Genomic DNA, 14,331 nt, shown 5'->3' with positions numbered 1-14,331 from the left:
TAAGCTCTTCAGCGCCGATGGTACTGCATGGGAGACTGTGTGGGAGAGTAGGACGCCGCCGGACATTCTTTTCTGGAAGGCCCCCGCCGTCACGGCGGGGGCCTTCCGCATTTCCGGAGCAGATTCAGATCTCGTTGCGGAGGATGCTGTAGACGACGGCGTCGCGCCACTCGCCGTCGCGGAACGCGTAGCTTCGCAACACGCCCTCGCGCGTGAACCCGGCCTTCTCCAAGGAGCGTTGCTCGGCCACGTTGGAGACCTCCGTGTCGGCCTCGACGCGCATCGCCTGGGTGTGGGCGAACAGATAACGGGCCAGCAGGCGTTGGGCCTGCGCGCCGTAGCCGTGGCCGCGGGCGTCCGGCAGCAGGATGATCCCGATGTTCCAGCAGTACGAGCCAGTGCCGGTCACGATCTTGCGCCAGGCCATGAAGCCGAGGCGTTCGGCGCCGCGCACCACCATGAGACGGCCGCCGTCGTCCCCCAGCAGTCCGTTGTCCGCCCATTGGCGCCGCAGCCGGCCGGGATCGCTCCAGCCGAACCACTGAAACGGGCTGGTGAATTCGGGGTCCAACGCGAATCGGTCGAGCAGCGGCAGATCCATTTCGAAGACCGGACGCAACGCGACTTGATCAACTGTCATGATCAGCAACGGTAGGGCGTCTCCGGTCAGACCGCCAGGAAACAGGACAAGACTTAAACATTCTGGCAACTCGTACGAGGGGCACCGCGGCGTCAGGCTGACGCCCAACGAGATCTTCAGGCGGTGTGATCCCGCAGAACCAGGTCGAGGGTCGAAGCCCACTGCCGCAGCAGGCGGGAGCGGCGGGCGGAGTCGTCGGTGAGGAGGTCGGCCAGGCCGAGGCCGCGGACCAGGTCGAGCGTGGCCTGAACGGCCTCGCGCACGCCGGGGACGGACTCGTCCGCGCCGAGGGCCTCCACGGTGAGACGGTGCGCCGCCCGTCCCACACGCGCCTCGAGCGGAACGACCTGGGCGCGCAACTGCTCGTCCGAGCTGGCGGCGACCCACAGTTGCAGGGCCGCGCGGAACAGCGGGCTGGTGTACATCTCCGCGAGCATCGTGAGGACGTCCAGGGTCGGCAGGCGCCGCCCCGCCAAGGCGTTGAGGTGCTCGCGCACCCGCTGCAGGCGCACCTCGGTGCCGTACTCGACGGCGGCCGTCACCAGTTCCTCGCGGGTGCGGAAGTGGTGCTGCGCGGCGCCCCGGGACACCCCGGCGCGTTCGGCGACCACGGCGACGGTCGTGCGGCCCCAGCCGAGGGATGACAGGCAGTCGACGGCGGCCTCCAGCAGCCGCTGCCGGGTGGCGCGGCTGCGGTCCTGCCGCGGCTCGCGCACCGCCTGCGCGTTCGACACCCTCGGTTCCATGGCGTTCCAGTCAACCAGACCGCCCGGCCCAAAAACAATCAAGCACGATTGATTTCTTCGCGGCGGGGTGGCAGGGTTCACCCATGACCGAACCGCGGCGATCGCCCGCCATCGAGTCGTGAGGGCGTCCCGGGCCGGGCGTGCTCATGACGCCGTGCTGCCGCGGGCGTCCCGCCGCGAGCAGGGCAACGGCGGCCGCCCACCCCACGGCGGCTTCCGTCGTGTCTCACGGAGGCAGGGCGGGAGGAGCGGGGCCATGCTGCACGCGAGGCTGGGCGTCGATGGGATGTCACCTTGGCCTGGGGGCGTGCCGGGGAGGCTCGGGTCGGTCGCCGGCCGCGTCCCGCCGCCGAGTCGCGGTGGGGATCGCGGCGCTGGGCGGGTTGGAATCTACGACGTAAAGGTGGCCGGCTTGCTGATCTCGTGGAGGGGTGAGCGGTGATGGGCACTGGGAGCATGACGGCCGGCCGCGGCACCGCCCGGCCGTTGCGCAGTTCGCTCGACGTGGGCAGTCCCGTCTACCGGGAGCGGCGCGCGGCGATGCTCGCGAAGCTGGCCGAGCTGGAGGCCGAGCATGCCAAGGCGCTGGCCGGGGGCGGGGAGAAGTACGTGGCCCGGCATCGTAAACGCGGCAAGCTGCTGGCGCGCGAGCGGATCGAGTTGCTGCTCGACCCGGACTCGCCGTTCCTGGAACTGAGTCCGCTGGCCGCGTGGGGCACCGACTTTCCCGTCGGCGCGAGTGTGGTCACCGGTATCGGGGTCGTCGAAGGCGTCGAATGCATGATCGTCGCCAATGATCCGACGGTCCGGGGCGGGTCCAGCAATCCGTGGACGGTGCGCAAGAGCTTCCGCGCGTCCGACATCGCGCTGGAGAACCGGCTGCCGGTGATCAACCTGGTGGAGTCGGGCGGCGCCGACCTGCCCTCGCAGAAGGAGATCTTCATTCCGGGCGGGCGGATGTTCCGCGACCTGACCCGGCTGTCGGCGGCGGGGATCCCCACGATCGCGCTGGTGTTCGGCAACTCCACGGCGGGCGGGGCGTACATCCCGGGGATGTGCGATCACGTGGTCATGGTCCGGGAGCGGGCGAAGGTGTTCCTGGGTGGGCCGCCGCTGGTGAAGATGGCCACCGGTGAGGAGGCCGACGACGAGGAGCTGGGCGGCGCCGACATGCACGCGCGGATGTCCGGGCTGGCCGACTACATGGCCGTGGACGAGCCGGACGCGTTGCGCCTGGGCCGGCAGATCGTGGCGCGGCTCAACCACCGCAGGCTGGGGCCGGCGCCGGGGCCGGTCCGCGAGCCGCTGTACGACGCCGAGGAGCTGGCGGGCATCGTCCCCGAGGATCTGCGGACGCCGTTCGACCCGCGCGAGGTGATCGCGCGGATCGTGGACGGCTCGGAGTTCGACGAGTTCAAGCCGCTCTACGGGGCCAGCCTGGTGACGGGCTGGGCGCGCCTGCACGGGTATCCGGTGGGGATCCTGGCCAACGCGCAGGGCGTGCTGTTCAGCCAGGAGGCGCAGAAGGCCGCGCAGTTCATCCAGCTGGCCAACCAGACGGACACGCCCCTGCTGTTCCTGCACAACACCACCGGCTACATGGTCGGCAAGGAGTACGAGCAGGCGGGCATCATCAAGCACGGCGCGCTGATGATCAACGCGGTGGCCAACAGCCGGGTGCCGCACGTCTCGATCGTCATGGGCGCCTCGTACGGGGCGGGGAACTACGGCATGTGCGGCCGGGCGTACGACCCGCGCTTCCTGTTCACGTGGCCGAGCGCCAAGTCGGCGGTGATGGGGCCGCAGCAGCTGGCCGGGGTGCTGTCGATCGTGGCACGGCAGGCCGCCGAGGCGCGAGGGCAGGTCTACGACGAGGAGCAGGACCGGGCCATGCGGGAGATGGTCGAGTCGCAGATCGAGGCCGAGTCGCTGCCGTTCTTCCTGTCCGGGCGGCTCTACGACGACGGGGTGATCGACCCGCGCGACACCCGCACCGTTCTCGGCATCTGCCTGTCGGTGATTCACAACGCGCCCGTGGCCGGGGCCGAGGGCTTCGGCGTCTTCCGGATGTGAGGCCATGATCGAGTCTGTGCTGGCGGCCAATCGCGGCGAGATCGCCCGCCGTGTGTTCCGAACCTGCCGCGATCTGGGGATCGGCACGGTGGCGGTGTTCTCGGACGCCGATCACGGTGCCCCGCACGTGGTCGAGGCGGACGCGGCGGTGCGGCTGCCGGGCGTGACGCCCGCCGACACCTACCTGCGCGGCGACCTGATCGTGGCGGCGGCGCGGGCGGCGGGGGCGGACGCGGTGCATCCCGGCTACGGGTTCCTGTCGGAGAACGCCGAGTTCGCCCGTGCGGTGGTGGCGGCGGGGCTGACGTGGATCGGCCCGCCGCCCGAGGCGATCGCGGCGATGGGGTCGAAGATCGAGGCCAAGAAGCTGATGGCCGCGGCGGGCGTGCCGGTGCTGCCGGAGCTGGACCCGGACGCGGTGACGGCCGGCGACCTGCCGATCCTGGTGAAGGCGTCGGCGGGCGGCGGTGGACGCGGCATGCGCGTCGTGCGGGCGCTGGGCGACCTCGCCGACGCCGTCGCGGCGGCCCGGCGGGAGGCGCAGTCGGCGTTCGGTGACCCGGCGGTGTTCTGCGAGCCGCTGCTGGAGCGGGCCCGGCACATCGAGGTGCAGGTGCTGGCCGACCGGCACGGCACGGTGTGGGCGCTGGGCGAGCGGGAGTGCTCGATCCAGCGCCGTCACCAGAAGATCGTGGAGGAGGCGCCGTCGCCGGCCGTCACGCCGGAGCTGCGCGCGCGGCTGTGCGCGGCGGCGGTCGACGCGGCCCGCGCGATCGGCTACGTCGGCGCGGGCACGGTGGAGTTCCTGCTGGCCGGGGACGGGCGGTTCTTCTTCCTGGAGATGAACACGCGGCTGCAGGTGGAGCATCCGGTCACCGAGTGCCTGTACGGGGTGGACCTGGTGCGGCTGCAGATCGAGGTGGCCGAGGGCCGGGCGCTGCCCGCCGAGCCTCCGGCGCCCCGTGCCGGGCACGCGATCGAGGTGCGCCTGTACGCGGAGGATCCCGCGGCGGGGTGGCGGCCGGGCAGCGGGGTCCTGCACACGTTCGACGTTCCGGGGGTGGGCGCCGCGTTCGGCGATCCGGGGCGTGGCGGCGCGTACGGGCTGCGGCTGGACGCGGGGGTGCGGGACGGCAGCGAGGTCGGCGTCCACTACGACCCGATGCTCGCCAAGGTCATCGCGTGGGAGGCGACCCGGGCCGGTGCGGCGCGCAGGCTCCGCGCCGCTCTCACGGGGGCGCGCCTGCACGGCGTCACCACCAACCGTGATCTGCTGGCCCGGGTGCTGGCCGAGCCGGCGTTCCTGGCCGGGGACACCGACACCGGGTATCTCGACCGGGTGGGCCTGGACGTGCTGGCCGCGCCGCTGGCCGGCGAGCGCGCCGTGCGGCTGTCGGCGCTGGCGGCGGCGCTGGCCGACGCCGAGCTGAACCGGGCCGCCGCGCCGGTGCAGCGGGGCCTGCCGTCCGGGTGGCGCAACCTGCCTTCGCAGCCGCAGCGCAAGACGTTCGAAGGGCCGGACGGCGCGGTGCTGGAGGTCGCCTACCGGCTGGGACGCGGCGGCCTGGTCGCCGAGGGGCACGATGACGTGGGCCTGGCCGGCGCCGTCGTCACCGGCGAGGCGAGGGGCGAGGTGGCGGTGACGCTGGACGTGGCCGGGGTGCGGCGGGTGTTCCGCGTGCGGGCCGTCGGCGACCGGCTGTTCGTCGACTCGCCGCTGGGGCCGGTGACGCTGCGGGCGCTGCCGCGCTTCGCCGATCCGGGGGACCTGGTGGCGCCCGGGTCGCTGCTGGCGCCGATGCCCGGCACGGTCGTGCGGGTGGACGCCGAGCCCGGCGCCGCCGTGGCCGAGGGGCGGACGCTGGTCGTGCTGGAGGCGATGAAGATGGAGCACGCCATCGCCGCCCCGGCCGCCGGGATCGTGGCCGAGGTGAACGTGACCGCCGGGCAGCAGGTGGAGGCGGGTGCCGTCCTCGCCGTGATCGCCGAGCCGTCGCCCTCTGCGGAGCCGTCGCCGTCCGGCGAGCCGTCGCCGTCCGGTGAGCCGTCATCGTCCGAAGGGAATCCCGAGTGAGTTTCGTGGAGAGTGAGGAGCGGCGGGCCCTGCGCGAGGCCGTGGCCGCCCTGGGTGCTAAGTACGGGCCCGCGTACTACGTCGAGAAGGCGCGCAGTGGAGAGAAGACCAGCGAGCTGTGGGCCGAGGCGGGGCGGCTGGGGTACCTGGGTGTCAACGTGCCCGAGGAGTACGGCGGCGGGGGCGGCGGCATCGGCGACCTGGCGGCGGTGTGTGAGGAGCTGGCCGCGGCGGGCTGCCCGCTGTTGCTGATGGTGGTGTCCCCGGCGATCTGCGCGACGATCATCGCGCGGTCCGGCACGGCCGAGCAGAAGAAGCAGTGGCTGCCGCGGTTCGCCGACGGGTCGGTGACGATGGCGTTCGCGATCACCGAGCCGGACGCGGGGTCCAACTCCCACCGCATCACCACCACCGCGCGCCGCGACGGCGACGGGTGGGTGCTCACCGGACAGAAGACGTTCATCTCCGGGGTGGACGAGGCCGACGCGGTGATGGTCGTCGGCCGTACCGAGGACCAGAAGGGCACGCTGCGGCCGTCGCTGTTCATCGTGCCGACCGACGCGCCCGGGTTCACCCGGACACCGATCGAGATGGAGATCGTCTCGCCGGAGAAGCAGTTCGTCCTGCACCTGGACGAGGTGCGGCTGCCGTACGAGGCGCTGGTCGGCGACGAGGACGGCGGGCTGCTGCAGTTGTTCGCCGGGCTCAACCCCGAGCGGATCATGGCGGCGGCGATGGGCGCGGGCATCGGCCGGCTGGCGCTAGGCAAGGCCGTCGCCTACGCCAAGGACCGGCAGGTGTTCCGCGCGCCCATCGGGGCGCACCAGGGCATCGCACATCCGCTCGCCCAGGCCAAGATCGAGCTGGAGCTGGCGCGGCTGATGGGGCAGAAGGCGGCCTGGCTGTACGACGAGGGCGACGACGCGGGCGCGGGCGAGGCCGCCAACATGGCCAAGTACGCCGCCGCCGAGGCCGCGGTGCGCTGCGTGGACCAGGCGATCCAGACCCACGGCGGCAACGGGCTGACCACCGAGTACGGCGTCGGCATGCTCGCCGGGGTGGTGCGGCTGATGCGGATCGCGCCGGTCAGCCGCGAGATGATCCTCAACTTCGTGGCCCAGCACTCCCTGGGCCTGCCCAAGTCGTACTAGCAGGTCGTACGCGGACGGCCCGCTAGGACGCCCCCGCCAGGCGGGCGACCTGCTCGTCCAGGTCCACGGGGGCCGACAGCCGGTTGTCGATCTCGGTGTGGGGGACGGGCGGCGGCTCGTCCGGCCGCATCCGCGCGACGAACGCGTCGAACGCGGCGAGCTTGCCGCGGTCGCGTTCCAGGCCGCGGGCGGTCAGGCGGTGCCGCAGCGTGGCGGCGTCGGTGCGGATCCACACCAGCCGCACCGGCGCCCCGCCGAGCGCGTCCACCCACCCGGCCCACCGCTCGGGGCAGCGGATCTGGCCGGTGAACGGGCCGTTCAGCAGCACCGGGCAGCCGTGGGAGCGGATCTCGCGGGCGGTGGCGGTCATCCCGTCGTACTCGTGCCGTTTGACGTGCTCGTCGTACCAGGGGCCCTCGCGTTCGCCCGGGTCGCGTCCGTGCGCCGCCAGCATGGCGGCGACGAACGGCCCGTACATGGTGTCCTTGTCGAGCAGTGCGGGCACCGGGCGCAGACGCGCCAGCAGCAGCGCCGCCACGGTCGACTTGCCGCCGCCGGGAGCCCCCGCCACGACCCAGACCGTTCCGCGCCGCCCCTGCTCGCTCATGTGGTGGGGATCCGGGCGCGGCGGCGGGCGAGGCGGTCGATGCGCTCCTCGTCGATCTGGTGGCCGAGGCCGGGCTGGGTGAGGGGGACGCCGACCATGCCGCCGGACGAGCGCACCGGCGGCGACACGAACGCCGGGCCGCCCGCCGGGTCGGTGACGTCGCTGGGCAGCGTGCAGCCGGGCAGGGCGGCCAGCGCCACGGCGGCGGCCTGGCCGATGCCGAACGCGCCCGTCCCGGTGCACCACACGTCCCATCCGGCCGCGTAGGCCAGGTCGTGGGCGCTGCGCGCCGCGGTGAGGCCGCCGAGTTCGCAGACGCGCAGGTTGAGCACGCGGCCCGCCTCCATGGACAGGGCGGCCTCCAGGGTGTCGGGGTCGCCGACCTCGGGGGCGACGGCGGTGGCGATCTGGCGTTGCAGGCGGGCGTGCGCGCTCAGGTCGTCGGCGGGGAAGGGGCGTTCGACGGCGAGCAGCCCGTAGGCGTCCAGGGCCTCCAGCACCCGCAGGTGCTCGGGCGACTCGGTGTAGGCGTGGCCGGCGTCGGCGACCATCGCCAGCGCCGGGTAGGCGTGCCGGATGGCGCGTACCGGTTCGATGTCCCAGCCGGGGCGTACCTGGACCGTGACACGGGTGTGCCCGGCGCCGACCGCCTGGTTGACGCGGGTCACCACCGTCTCGAGCATCGGTTCGGGGGTGATGCGCACGCCGGTGACGATGGAGGTGCGGGTGCCGCCGAGGGCGTGCGCGAGCGGCAGGCCCCGCTCCCGGCACCACAGGTCCCAGCAGGCCATGTCGACGGCCGCGGCGGCGCGGTGGGAGCCGAGGTCGGCGACGGCGGACACGTCCTCGGGGCGGTCCCATTCCAGGCCGAGGACCGCCGGGCCCATCCGTTCCTCGATGTCGGCCCAGACGGGGTCGGGGCCGCGGGCCCCGTCCGGGACGGCGACCTCGCCCCAGCCGACCGTGCCGCCGCTGTCGGTGAGCCGCACGAGGATGCTTTCGGGTCGCCGTCCGCGCGGCATGGCCACGCGGAAGACGTCACACCCATGGACCTGGGGCACCCGTGTCGTCCTTCCCGGAGGAGAAACTCTCACCCTCCATGATCCCCCCTTCGGGGACCTGTGCCGACACCCAGATGAGCCCGGACGGCGGGCGGCGTCAGGGGCAGGTGGCGTCCAGCGACACCGGCTTGGTCTGCCGGGTGGGCTGCTTGGACGAGGTGGCGCCCGGTGTCCGGCCGGCCTGGGGCGAGGTCGAACGCGACGCGGACGCCGACGGCGACGGCGACGCCGAGGGGGAGGCGCTCTCGGGCGAGGTGGCCACGGCCTGGGCCGCCAGGCGGCGGATCAGCGCGAAGTCGGGGTTGCCGGTGTAGATCAGCGGCGGCACGAACTGCAGGCTGGTGACCTGGCCGCCGTCGTTGAACCGGTTGGACAGGGTGATGAACGCCGGCAGCAGTTCCTGCGGGATGTCGGTGGCGATCGCGCGCTTGGTGGCGGCGGCCAGCCGGTCGAAGCTGGTCAGCACGGTCCGCGGGTCGGCCTGCCGGGCGATGGCGCGCAGCAGGCACTTCTGCCGCCCCATCCGGGTGTAGTCGTCGCTGTTGGTGCGGGACCGGCCGTACCACAGCGCCTCCTTGCCGGACAGCGTGCGGTCGCCGGGCTGCAGCACGCCGCCCTCCAGGCCGTAGGAGATCGGCTGGGTGATCTTGATCTTGACGCCGCCGATGGCGTCGATGATGTCGGCGAAGCCGAACATGTCGACCAGCACGTAGTAGTCGACGGGGATGCCGAGGATGCCGCTGATGGTGGCCTTGAGCAGCTCGGGGCCGCGCTCGTTCTTGCGGGCGCCGGGGACGACGTCGGGGTGGTCCTCGGCGTACTGGTAGACCTCGTTGAGCAGGCCCGGGGTGGCGGGGCCGTCGCCGGTGAAGCCGTAGGGGAAGCGGTCGCGGGCCGGGCCCTGCGGCATCGGCACACGCTCCAGGTTGCGCGGCAGGCTGAGCAGGACGGTGTCGCCGGTCTTGGTGTCGATGCTGGCCACCGTCATGCTGTCGGTGCGCACGCCCTCGCGGTTGGCGGCCGCGTCGCCGCCCAGCAGCAGCACGTTGACGCGGCGCTGCCCGTTCCACGGGTCCTTGATGTTGATGGGGCGGCCGTGGCTGTCGCCGGTGCGGAAGATGCTGGTCAGCGCGTCCCGGTAGAGGTAGGTGCTGTATCCGGCCCAGGCGGTCGGCAGCGCGACCGCGAAGCACAGCAGGATGACCCCCGCCACGCCCGCGCTGCGCGCGCCCAGCGACATCGTCTCGGGCCGCACGATCTGGTACGAGCGGATCACCACGGTGATCCACAGCAGGCCCAGCGTGAGGATCCCGGCGGCCAGGCCCGTCAGCCAGTCCGGGCGCACGGCCAGCTGCAGCAGGTCGGAGCGGAAGAACAGCCCGGCGACCGTGCCGGCGGCGGCCAGCGCCAGGAACAGGCCCAGCAGCAGCGCCCCCGCCCAGCGGCGGCCCACCCGCAGGTGCGCCACGCCCCACACCAGAGTGGACGCCAGGGTCAGCCCGAGCGCGCGCAGGAGCCCGCGGGTTCTGGGGGCGGTGCCCTCTGCGTCCTCTTCCTCCTCAGAGGCGGGACGCGCCGCCGACCGACTCGCCATGTACGCTCCGATCCCCACGCACGCTGAAAACAGGCTCCCGCCTACATTATGGACGCGCGAAACCGTCTCAGGGTTGCGGAGCCGTGGGCCGTAGCCCTCCGCGACATGTTAGGCGCAGCTTTTACCGAGCATATGCAAGTCGGCGGCGTTGGCGCTTCCGTTCTGGGACGCCGCGACCGCCCTGGCGGTCATCCGCCGGATGGCGCGGTAGTCGGGGTCGCCGGTGCGGATCAGCGGCGGCACGAACTGCAGCCCGGCGACCTCGGCGCCGCGCACCCGCCCGGCCAGCCGCACCAGCTCGGGCAGCATGCCGCGCGGCAGGTCGGTGCTGACCGAGCGGGTGACGGTCCGCGACAGCCGCTGAAAGCCGCGCAGCACCGGCAGCGGGCGGGCCTGCCGGGCGATCGCCCACATCAGGCACTTCTGCCGGGCCATCCGGTCGTAGTCGTCGGAGCCGGTGCGCGACCGTCCGTACCAGAGGGCCTCGCGTCCGCTCAGCCGCTGGCAGCCGCGTTTCAGCCGTCCCCGGGGGATCTGCTCGCGCGGCACGGGCACGGGCCGGCCGACGCACACCCGCACGCCGCCCATCGCGTCGACGAGCTCCCGGAAGCTGCGCATGTCGACCATGGCGTAGTAGGGCACCGGACGGCCCAGGATGTGACCGACGGTCCGCTTCAGCAGCTCGGCGCCGGGATCGCGGACGCGGCGGCCGTCGCCGCCCGCCAGGACGCCCGGACGGGCGTTGCCGAGCGCGTACACGGCGTTGAGCAGCTCCTCCGGGGGGAAGGGGACGTGCCCGCGGCCCGACCACACCGGCACGCGCTGCAGGTTGCGCGGCAGGCCCAGCAGCAGCGTGCGGCCGGTGCGGGTGTCGATGCTGGCGACGGTCATGCTGTCGGTGCGCAGCCCCGGACGGGTGACGTCGGCGTCGGCGCCGATCAGCAGCACGTCCAGGCGGGGCGGCAACACCGGCGGCTCCTCGGCGGCGGGCGGCGCCGTGGGGGGCGGCGGGGCGGCGCCGGGGCTGGTGGACGGCAGCGCGGCCGGGGCGGGGTCGCGTCCGGGGAAGACGCGGTCGAGCAGGTCGCGTTGCAGCGTGCCGTAGTGCGCCACGGTCAGCGGCGGAAGAGCGGCCAGCGCGCAGATCACCGCGACGGCGGCGCCGCCGACGAACCGCAGCGACCACGCCAGCCCGCCGGGGCGCAGCACGACGTAGGAGTGGACGATCAGCAGCGTCCACAGCCCGGCCAGCGCCACGCAGCCGAGGACCAGCCCGGCCAGGCGATCCGGGCGGACCGCCGCGTCCACGAGCGCCGACCACAACCGGCCGGCGGCCAGCACCAGGCCGCTCAGCGCCAGCGTGTAGGACAGCAGCAGCGCCGTGCCCGTACGGACCCGTCCCGCGCGCAGGTGCGCCATGCCGGGAAGCACCGCCGACACCGCCGTGACCAGCAGCGTCTCCCCGAGCCCGCGCCACGGCGCGTCGCCGTCCATGTCGCCTCTCCCTCCGAACCGTCTCGGGGGGACAGGGTCGAACGGCCGTCACCGTCCATGCCATCGCGGACGCGGCCGGTTGTGGTTTTCGGACCCGCCGTCTACCAGCTCGTGGCCAGCGGCATTCCCTCGGCGTAGCCGGAGGCGCTCTGCACGCCGACGACCGCGCGCTCGTGGAACTCCTCCAGCGTGCGGGCGCCCGCGTAGGTGCAGGCGCTGCGCAGCCCGGCCACGATCGAGTCGAGCAGGTCCTCCACGCCGGGACGCTGGGGGTCCAGGTACATGCGGGAGGTGGAGATGCCCTCCTCGAACAGGGCCTTGCGGGCCCGGTCGAAGGGGGAGTCCTCGGAGGTGCGCAGCCGCACCGCGCGCGCCGAGGCCATGCCGAAGCTCTCCTTGTAGAGCCGTCCGTCGGCGGCGCGCTGCAGGTCGCCCGGCGACTCGTAGGTCCCGGCGAACCAGGAGCCGATCATCACGTTGGCCGCGCCGGCGGCCAGGGCCAGCGCCACGTCGCGCGGGTGCCGGACGCCGCCGTCGGCCCACACGTGCCGACCCAGGCGGCGCGCCTCGGCGGCGCACTCCAGCACCGCGGAGAACTGCGGGCGGCCCACCCCGGTCATCATCCGCGTGGTGCACATCGCGCCCGGCCCGACGCCGACCTTGACGATGTCGGCGCCCGCCTCCACCAGGTCGCGCACGCCCTCGGCGGTGACCACGTTGCCCGCCACGACCGGCACGGACGGGTCCAGCCCGCGCACCGCCCGCAGGGCGCTGATCATCTTGTCCTGGTGGCCGTGCGCGGTGTCCACGACCAGCAGGTCCGCGCCCGCCTCCAGCAGCGCCTTGGCCTTGCCCGCCACGTCCCCGTTCACGCCGACCGCCGCGGCGACGCGCAGCCGCCCGGCGGCGTCCACGGCGGGCGTGTACAGGGTGGCGCGCAGCGCGCCGGTGCGGGTGAGGACGCCGGCCAGGCGGCCGTGCTCGTCGACGACCGGGGCGAGCCGGTGCCCGCGCCCGTGCAGCCGGTCGAACGCCTCGTGCGGGTCGACGCCGTCGGGCAGCGTCACCAGGTCGCGGGACATGATGTCGCGAAGCTGGGCGAAGCGGTCCACGCCCTGGCAGTCGGCCTCGGTGACCACCCCGACGGGACGGTCGTCCTCGACGACGATCACGGCGCCGTGGGCGCGCTTGTGCAGCAGCGCCAGCGCGTCGCCCGCGGTCGAGTGCGGGTCCAGGCGGATCGCGGTGTCGTACACCAGATGGCGGCGCTTGACCCACCCGATCACCTCGGAGACCACCTCGACGGGGATGTCCTGGGGGATCACCGCGACGCCGCCGCGGCGGGCGATCGTCTCGGCCATCCGGCGGCCGGACACGGCCGTCATGTTGGCGACCACGATCGGCACGGTGGTCCCGCTGGCGTCGGCGGTGGACAGGTCCACCTCCAGCCGTGACCCGACCGGGGAACGCCGGGGGACCATGAAAACGTCGTTATACGTGAGGTCGTGAGCGAGGTGCTCACCGTTCAGCAGGCGCACGGCTCTACTACACACCAATCGCGGTCAAACTGGCTGGATCACCGTACATTGTGATCCATACCCCCGGGTGCTTCCGCCAAGCCGGGCATCTCCGGCGCCGCCCGCGCATCCCGCGGGGTCGGTGTGCGTACTACCTGAGGGTGACGGCGAGGTGGCTTCGAGGCCCCTGCCAGCGCATTCTCGCGTGGCCGGTGTGTTGAGGCGGGCAAGAGTCGATATGTGGGCAACGTGAGGTTTCGCTCTCTGTAAAGTTACCTCTTGACGATCCTGTCGGCTCGTTGCAGTTTTCTTACATGTGCCTCACGCGGACGGCTGCTTCCCGTAGGAGGCGTCACAGCAGAACACCGGGAGAAGCGCATGCATGTCACGCTGGCGACCCCGGTGTGCCGCGTCCGCCCGCGCGGGGGTCCGTCCCGTCCGGCAGGTGATCGTCGCAATGTCGTCCGGTGCCGCGCCGTCGCCCAGCGTCACCGTCCGCGCACGATGATCCGACCGGCGTTGCGCTGTCGTACCGGTTTACGCGGCACCCGATCGTCGCCGCCGCGACCGGACGCCGACGCATCGACGGTCGCCGGGCAGGACGAACACGAGCAAGATCAATATTTGACGTCAGACCGTCCCCGAATGGAATGATCTTGCAGTCATTGGCAAATCGATTCATTGCGTGTCGAGGAGGAGAGCCGTGCTGGATGCGGTCGACGCCGTGCTCGTCCGCGAGCTCCAGCGGGATGGCAGGGCGACGTTCCAGGCGCTCGCCGACCGCGTCGGGCTGTCCCGCACGGCCGTGCGGGCGCGGGTGCAGCACCTTCTCGAGTCCGAGGTGGTGCGCGTCGTCGGCATCGTGCACGCCGCGGTGGTCGGCGCGGAGGCGATCGGGCACGTCTCGGTCACCGTCGACGGCTCGGCCCGGGAGGTCGCCGGGATCATCGCCGCCAGGCCCGCGGTCAGCTTCGCCGCGCTGACGGCCGGCCCGCACGACCTGGTCGCCCAGGTGCGCACCCGCGACGACGCGGCCCTGGCCGCCGAGGTGGACCACATCCGCTCGGTGCCGGGCGTGCGCGCCGCGGAGGTGTTCCGCTCGGTGACCACGGTCCGCGACACCCACTCGGTGGTGCGCGAGCTGGGCGAGGTCAGCCTCGACGACATCGACTGGCGGCTGCTGCAGGAGCTGCAGCGCGACGGCCGCGCCCCCTACACCCGGCTGGCCAACATCATCGGCCTGTCGCAGGCCGCCACCCGGGCCCGCGTGGTCCGCCTGATGCGCTCCGGCGTCATCCAGGTGACCGGGCTGGCCGACCCCCACGCCCTGGGCGCCCGCGAGCTGGGCGGCTTCGGGCTGGTGGTCACCGGCGG

Annotated in this window: 11 protein-coding genes; 4 read left to right on the top strand and 7 right to left on the bottom strand. The window is 73.1% G+C overall.

All coding sequences use genetic code 11. From position 1 onward, the window contains the following. Nucleotides 1-124 precede the first annotated feature (124 nt). A complete protein-coding gene (locus ABD811_RS29420) occupies nt 125-640 on the bottom strand; it encodes a GNAT family N-acetyltransferase (RefSeq protein ID WP_344954255.1) in 516 nt (171 codons plus the stop codon). 116 nt (nt 641-756) lie between these two features. Further along, nucleotides 757-1,374 (bottom strand): TetR/AcrR family transcriptional regulator, encoded by a 618-nt coding sequence (locus ABD811_RS29415; RefSeq protein WP_344954253.1) that lies wholly within the window; start codon nt 1,372-1,374, stop codon nt 757-759. Nucleotides 1,375-1,827: 453 nt separating this feature from the next. Here ABD811_RS29415 and ABD811_RS29410 point away from each other — a divergent pair, with 453 nt between their 5' ends. From ABD811_RS29410 to ABD811_RS29400, 3 genes are read left to right on the top strand one after another with little or no spacing between them, the layout of a single operon-like run. Then, a complete protein-coding gene (locus ABD811_RS29410) occupies nt 1,828-3,459 on the top strand; it encodes an acyl-CoA carboxylase subunit beta (RefSeq protein WP_425549473.1) in 1,632 nt (543 codons plus the stop codon). Nucleotides 3,460-3,463: 4 nt separating this feature from the next. Continuing rightward, entirely contained in the window at nt 3,464-5,533 is a 2,070-nt protein-coding gene (locus tag ABD811_RS29405) for an acetyl/propionyl/methylcrotonyl-CoA carboxylase subunit alpha (RefSeq protein WP_344954251.1), read from the top strand. After that, a complete protein-coding gene (locus tag ABD811_RS29400; RefSeq protein WP_344954249.1) occupies nt 5,530-6,684 on the top strand; it encodes an acyl-CoA dehydrogenase family protein in 1,155 nt (384 codons plus the stop codon). Before ABD811_RS29405 ends, ABD811_RS29400 begins: the two co-directional genes overlap by 4 nt. A gap of 22 nt (nt 6,685-6,706) precedes the next feature. Here ABD811_RS29400 and ABD811_RS29395 read toward each other — a convergent pair whose 3' ends face one another. The 5 genes from ABD811_RS29395 to ABD811_RS29375 form a co-directional block, all read right to left on the bottom strand. Next, on the bottom strand, nt 6,707-7,291 hold the full coding sequence (locus ABD811_RS29395) for a P-loop nucleotide/nucleoside kinase family protein (RefSeq protein ID WP_344954247.1): 585 nt from the start codon (nt 7,289-7,291) through the stop codon (nt 6,707-6,709). Then, nucleotides 7,288-8,352 carry an enolase C-terminal domain-like protein gene (locus ABD811_RS29390; RefSeq protein ID WP_344954245.1) on the bottom strand — a complete coding sequence of 355 codons (1,065 nt, stop codon included), beginning with the start codon at nt 8,350-8,352 and terminating at the stop codon, nt 7,288-7,290. Before ABD811_RS29390 ends, ABD811_RS29395 begins: the two co-directional genes overlap by 4 nt. A gap of 97 nt (nt 8,353-8,449) precedes the next feature. After that, nucleotides 8,450-9,946, bottom strand: a complete 1,497-nt coding sequence (locus ABD811_RS29385; RefSeq protein ID WP_344954243.1) for an LCP family protein — start codon at nt 9,944-9,946, stop codon at nt 8,450-8,452. 108 nt (nt 9,947-10,054) lie between these two features. Next, the gene (locus tag ABD811_RS29380) at nt 10,055-11,440 is read right to left on the bottom strand and encodes an LCP family protein (RefSeq protein ID WP_344954241.1); all 1,386 of its coding nucleotides are present in this window, start codon (nt 11,438-11,440) and stop codon (nt 10,055-10,057) included. Nucleotides 11,441-11,541: 101 nt separating this feature from the next. Further along, entirely contained in the window at nt 11,542-12,978 is a 1,437-nt protein-coding gene (locus ABD811_RS29375) for a GuaB1 family IMP dehydrogenase-related protein (RefSeq protein WP_344954239.1), read from the bottom strand. A gap of 682 nt (nt 12,979-13,660) precedes the next feature. On the opposite strand from ABD811_RS29375, the gene ABD811_RS29370 reads away from it, so the two are divergent. Beyond that, nucleotides 13,661-14,331, top strand: a 671-nt coding sequence (locus ABD811_RS29370) for an Lrp/AsnC family transcriptional regulator (protein ID WP_344954265.1), incomplete at its 3' end; no start/stop codon positions are given.

The organism is Actinomadura miaoliensis (assembly GCF_039536785.1).
In the GTDB taxonomy this organism is placed as follows: Bacteria; Actinomycetota; Actinomycetes; order Streptosporangiales; family Streptosporangiaceae; genus Spirillospora; species Spirillospora miaoliensis.
This window is presented reverse-complemented; position numbering and strand designations above follow the sequence as displayed.